This is a genomic window from Caballeronia sp. (assembly GCF_049581465.1).
GTDB lineage: Bacteria > Pseudomonadota > Gammaproteobacteria > Burkholderiales > Burkholderiaceae > Caballeronia.
In genome coordinates, this window is the sequence record NZ_JBAUSA010000839.1 from 1 (window position 1) to 4,183 (window position 4,183).

5 protein-coding genes are annotated in these 4,183 nt (G+C 60.0%); all 5 read right to left on the reverse strand.

The annotated features are described in order from the left end of the window. The coding region (locus WCA53_RS20600) for an isochorismatase family protein (RefSeq protein WP_423914991.1) at window positions 1-525 on the reverse strand (525 nt) is incomplete at its 3' end. A gap of 309 nt (window positions 526-834) precedes the next feature. Continuing rightward, window positions 835-1,674: a M55 family metallopeptidase gene (locus WCA53_RS20605; RefSeq protein ID WP_423914993.1), complete on the reverse strand. Its 840-nt coding sequence runs from the start codon at window positions 1,672-1,674 to the stop codon at window positions 835-837. A gap of 19 nt (window positions 1,675-1,693) precedes the next feature. After that, window positions 1,694-2,755, reverse strand: coding sequence for a P1 family peptidase (locus WCA53_RS20610; protein WP_423914996.1), 1,062 nt, complete (start codon window positions 2,753-2,755; stop codon window positions 1,694-1,696). After that, entirely contained in the window at window positions 2,752-3,669 is a 918-nt protein-coding gene (gene gsiD / locus WCA53_RS20615) for a glutathione ABC transporter permease GsiD (RefSeq protein ID WP_423914998.1), read from the reverse strand. The genes WCA53_RS20610 and gsiD overlap by 4 nt, the downstream gene beginning before the upstream one ends. 7 nt (window positions 3,670-3,676) lie before the next feature. Then, on the reverse strand, window positions 3,677-4,183 hold a 507-nt coding region (locus WCA53_RS20620), incomplete at its 5' end, for an ABC transporter permease subunit (protein WP_423915000.1).

Genomic DNA, 4,183 nt, shown 5'->3' on the forward strand with positions numbered 1-4,183 from the left:
CACGCAGTCGTGCGGAACAATGACACGAAAGCCATGTTGTACTCCGTCAACGGCCGATGCACGGACACAGCCACTGGTCGAGCATCCCGCCATGACGATCGTGTCGATCCCGGAGGCCGTCAGTATCGAGGCTAACGCTGTTCCGAAAAATGCACTCGCGTATTGCTTGCGTATAACTAGTTCGTAATGCAAGGGTTCAACGCCCGTACAAAACTCAGAGTAATTCTTATCTCTCATCGTCTTTACGACGGGCGATTTCTTGAGCCATGCTCCTCCATCCACGAAGTCAGCCGTGCTGTGAACGATCGTGGTATGCACAACAGGGATGCCATGTTCCCGCGCAGAGGCTAGCAGGCCAGCAGTCTCGGCTACAGCCGACGGAACGCCGGAAGCGTAAAGCGGTGATTCTTTTTCGGTGTACGCCTTGGCGAAGTCAATGACAAGCAAGACCGGGTGCTTTCCGTATCCAACTCGGTGACCCCACACACCACTGTAGTTCTCCTCTGCCGATGACGTTGTTTCCATGCGATCTATTCCCAATTAAGGCGATCAGCAAGATCGAGCTCGTGATGGCTCCTCGAATGCACGTTCGCGCGCTTAGCGCACACGGCTACGGAGAGACTTCTTCGGTCCAGGCGAGCACACTTGAAAATCGCCGTTGACGCCGTAAGCGATCATCCAGCGGATAAATTGGATAATAATTGATGCGTTTCGCAATATCAAACGAAAAGATAAAAAACTTCGTCGGTTGGACCGATGGCGATACAGGCCGTTGCGTCAGTTCCCGACGGTGCGGATTTCGCAGTTGATCGAAGGGAAAAACAAGGAACCGCGTCAGCGCAGCATGAAAGACATCGCGGATAGACAGTTCAACGTTCGCACCACGTGTTCCATCGAAGGTGCATCAAAGCGCAGCGTCACGCCACCTACGCGCGTCATCGTTGGCCACTGACAGAACAGGTCGGCGAGCGCGGTGGTCTGCACTTGTAGTTCGCAAGCGATCGGCTCCGCTCCACTTCGCACGTCCCCCTGTTCGCGGACGGTCCCCGCTACCGCATGCAGTTCCACGACCTCACGCGCCGCGCGCGCAATAGCCGCGCACGCACTTTCGGGCGTCTGCGTGACGCCGCTCGCGTGGCCGGTCGCGGTCTTGGTAACAACGAACCTCGCCTCAGGGAAAGTCCGCCGCGTCTCCTCCGTGAACACGTCATCGCCTGACAACAGCACGACCCGCGCGCCATATTCCGCCGCGAGCGCACCATATAAACCAGCTTCGCCCTCCTCGACCCCATTCACCAACACCCGCGCAAACGCGAAGCTGTTGATGGTATGCGCGAGAATGCCGCGACTCTGCGACATCGCGTGATAGCCGATCATGAACACAATCGCCGCGCCGTGTTCGGGCCCCGCCATCATGCCAAGTGTGCGAGGCTTGCCAAGCACGACGTGAGCACGGGCATCGAGAAGATCCGGCAGCAGGTTGCGAAATCCGCCGTGCGAATCGTTGACCCAGACCTCCGTTGCGCCGCCGGCAAACGCCCCTTGAATTGCAGCATTGGCTTCGAGCGACATCCAACGGCGCGCTCGTTCGTATTCACCGTTGCCCGCGCGCGTTTGCTCGGGATGGAACACACCAGCGACGCCTTCGATATCGACTGAAATCAGGACTTTCATCGGAGAAATTCAATTCAGTTTAAGGCACGCACTGCACAAGATCCGGCGCTGCGTCCAGCAATGAAAGACGTCGGTGACCATCACGGCCCGACAGCGACGTGGCGCTCCAGAGCGCATCGACTATGGCCTGTTCGACACTATCGGCGCAGGCGCGAAACAGCGGATCGAGGCGCGTATCGGCGAGCAATGAAGGCAGCGTAATGAAATCCGCGTCACGCGGGATTGTGTATGCCGTCGAGAAGGCCAGCGCGATGTCCCCGCTCCCATGACCGTACACGGAACCCGTGCGCGCCAGGCCGGCGGCAGCGCGCGCCGACAGCCGCTTGAGTTGGCGTCCATCAAGCGGCGCATCGATCGCTACGATCATGATGATCGAACCCTGCTCCGGTTTCTCCGCGCTGGCGTGGGCGGCAGAAGCAGCGCGCTTCGCGAGCATGCGGCCCACAGGTGCGCCATCGAGCGTGAGCATCGGTAACCGGCCGAAGTTCGCGAGCACGAGCGCGCCAACTGTGTAAATCCGTCCTGCAACCGTGACCACGCGCGAGGCGGTGCCTATGCCGCCCTTCATATCGAAGCACGACATGCCGCGCCCCGCACCGACACAACCCCGCGGCACGTGGATGTTCGCCGCATCGCTCGCGCGTTGATAATGTTCTTCGGTAACAGCCAGCGCCTGGATGTCGTTCAGATAGCCGTCGTTGCATTCGAAGACGAGCGGATTCACCGTCGGCCATTCGCGCCCGATGCCCGGATTAGCGCGCACCGCCGCACGAATCTGCGCCTGCGCGACCGCGCCGACACCAAACGTATTGGTCAATGCAATTGGCGTCTCCAGCGCGCCAAGTTCTTCAACCTGCATGAGACCGATGCTCTTGCCGAAGCCGTTGATCACCGTCGCCGCAGCGGGCGTCTTGTTGCGATACTGATCGCCGCCATGCGTATGTATGACAGTGACGCCGGTCTGAATCGGCCCATCATCCAGCGTGCAATGACCAACCATCACGCCCGCTACATCAGCGATCGTTCCAAGCGGACCGCACGGCAATACGCCAATATGCGGCGGATCGATCAACATGCTCATGGCCGGTCGAGCTTCGGATCGAGCGCATCGCGCAAGCCGTCGCCGAGCAGATTGAATGCAAGCACGGTCAGGAAGATTGCGAGACTCGGAAACAGGGCGATATGCGGCGCGGTCACCATGTCGGCGCGGGCTTCGCTGAGCATCGCACCCCACTCCGGCGTTGGCGGTTGCGCGCCCAGACCGAGAAACGACAGGCTGGCTGCGGTGATGATCGAGGTGCCGATACGCATCGTGAAGTACACAACCACCGACGAAATCGTCCCCGGCAGAATATGTCGCATGATGATGGTCCAGTCCGATGCACCGATACTGCGCGCCGCCTCGATATACGTCAGTTGCTTGAGCATCAGCGTGTTGCCGCGCACGAGCCGTGCAAACGCAGGAATACTGAAGATGGACACAGCGCAGATCACGTTGACCATACCGTTGCCGAGAATCGCGACCACGCCGATCGCGAGCAGAATGCCCGGGAACGCAAACAGCACATCGGCGACACGCATCGTGATCCGATCCCACCAGCCTTCGTAATAACCGGCCAGCAGCCCAAAGAATGTGCCAATCGCCGCGCCGATCGCAACCGACAAAAATCCGGCCGCCAGCGATATCCGCGTGCCCGACAGGATCCGGCTGAAGATATCGCGGCCGAGCGCATCGACGCCGAACCAATGCGCGGCGGACGGACCGGCATTCAGCGCGTCGTAGTCGAAATAGTTCTCCGGGTCGTACGGAACAATGTGCGGCGCCACGATCGCGATCACCACCAGCAGCAGCACCAGCACGCCCGCACCCAGCGCGACGTGTTGCTTGCGGAACTTGCGCCAAAACTCGCCCCATGGGGTACGGATCGCGCTTTCGGCTGACGCCGCATGCGCGGCGGCCTTGATCAAATTTGCCTCATTGCTTGTCGTGCTCATGCGGACCTCACTTGAAACGGATGGTCGGATTGATGACGGCATACAGCACGTCGACAACCAGATTGATGATGATGAACTCGAGCGAAAACAGCAGCACTTCGGCCTGGATCACGGGGTAATCGCGCATGGACACGGCATCGACGAGCAGGCGTCCGAGTCCCGGCCAGTTGAACACGACCTCGACCACGATCGAACCGCCAAGCAGGAAACCGAATTGCAAACCCATCATGGTGACGACGGGAATCATGGCGTTGCGCAAGCAGTGCTTCACAATAACCAATCGCTCCGGCACGCCTTTGGCACGCGCGGTGCGCACGAAGTCCTCGTGCATCACTTCGACAAACGACGCACGCGTGAACCGCGCCATCACGGCGGCGACAGCCGCGCCAAGCGTAAGCGACGGCAGCACGTAGCTCTGCCATGAGCCATCGCCCATGATCGGCAGCCAGCCGAGCTTCACTGAGAAAATCTCCATGAGCAGCATGCCGAGCGCGAATGCCGGGAAGGAGATGCC

Excerpts from the sequence above, each read along its gene's own strand:
- WCA53_RS20605 (WP_423914993.1), bottom strand. The coding sequence starts at position 1,674 with ATGAAAGTCCTGATTTCAGTCGATATCGAAGGCGTCGCTGGTGTGTTC.
- WCA53_RS20610 (WP_423914996.1), bottom strand. The coding sequence starts at position 2,755 with ATGAGCATGTTGATCGATCCGCCGCATATTGGCGTATTGCCGTGCGGT.
- gsiD (WP_423914998.1), bottom strand. The coding sequence starts at position 3,669 with ATGAGCACGACAAGCAATGAGGCAAATTTGATCAAGGCCGCCGCGCAT.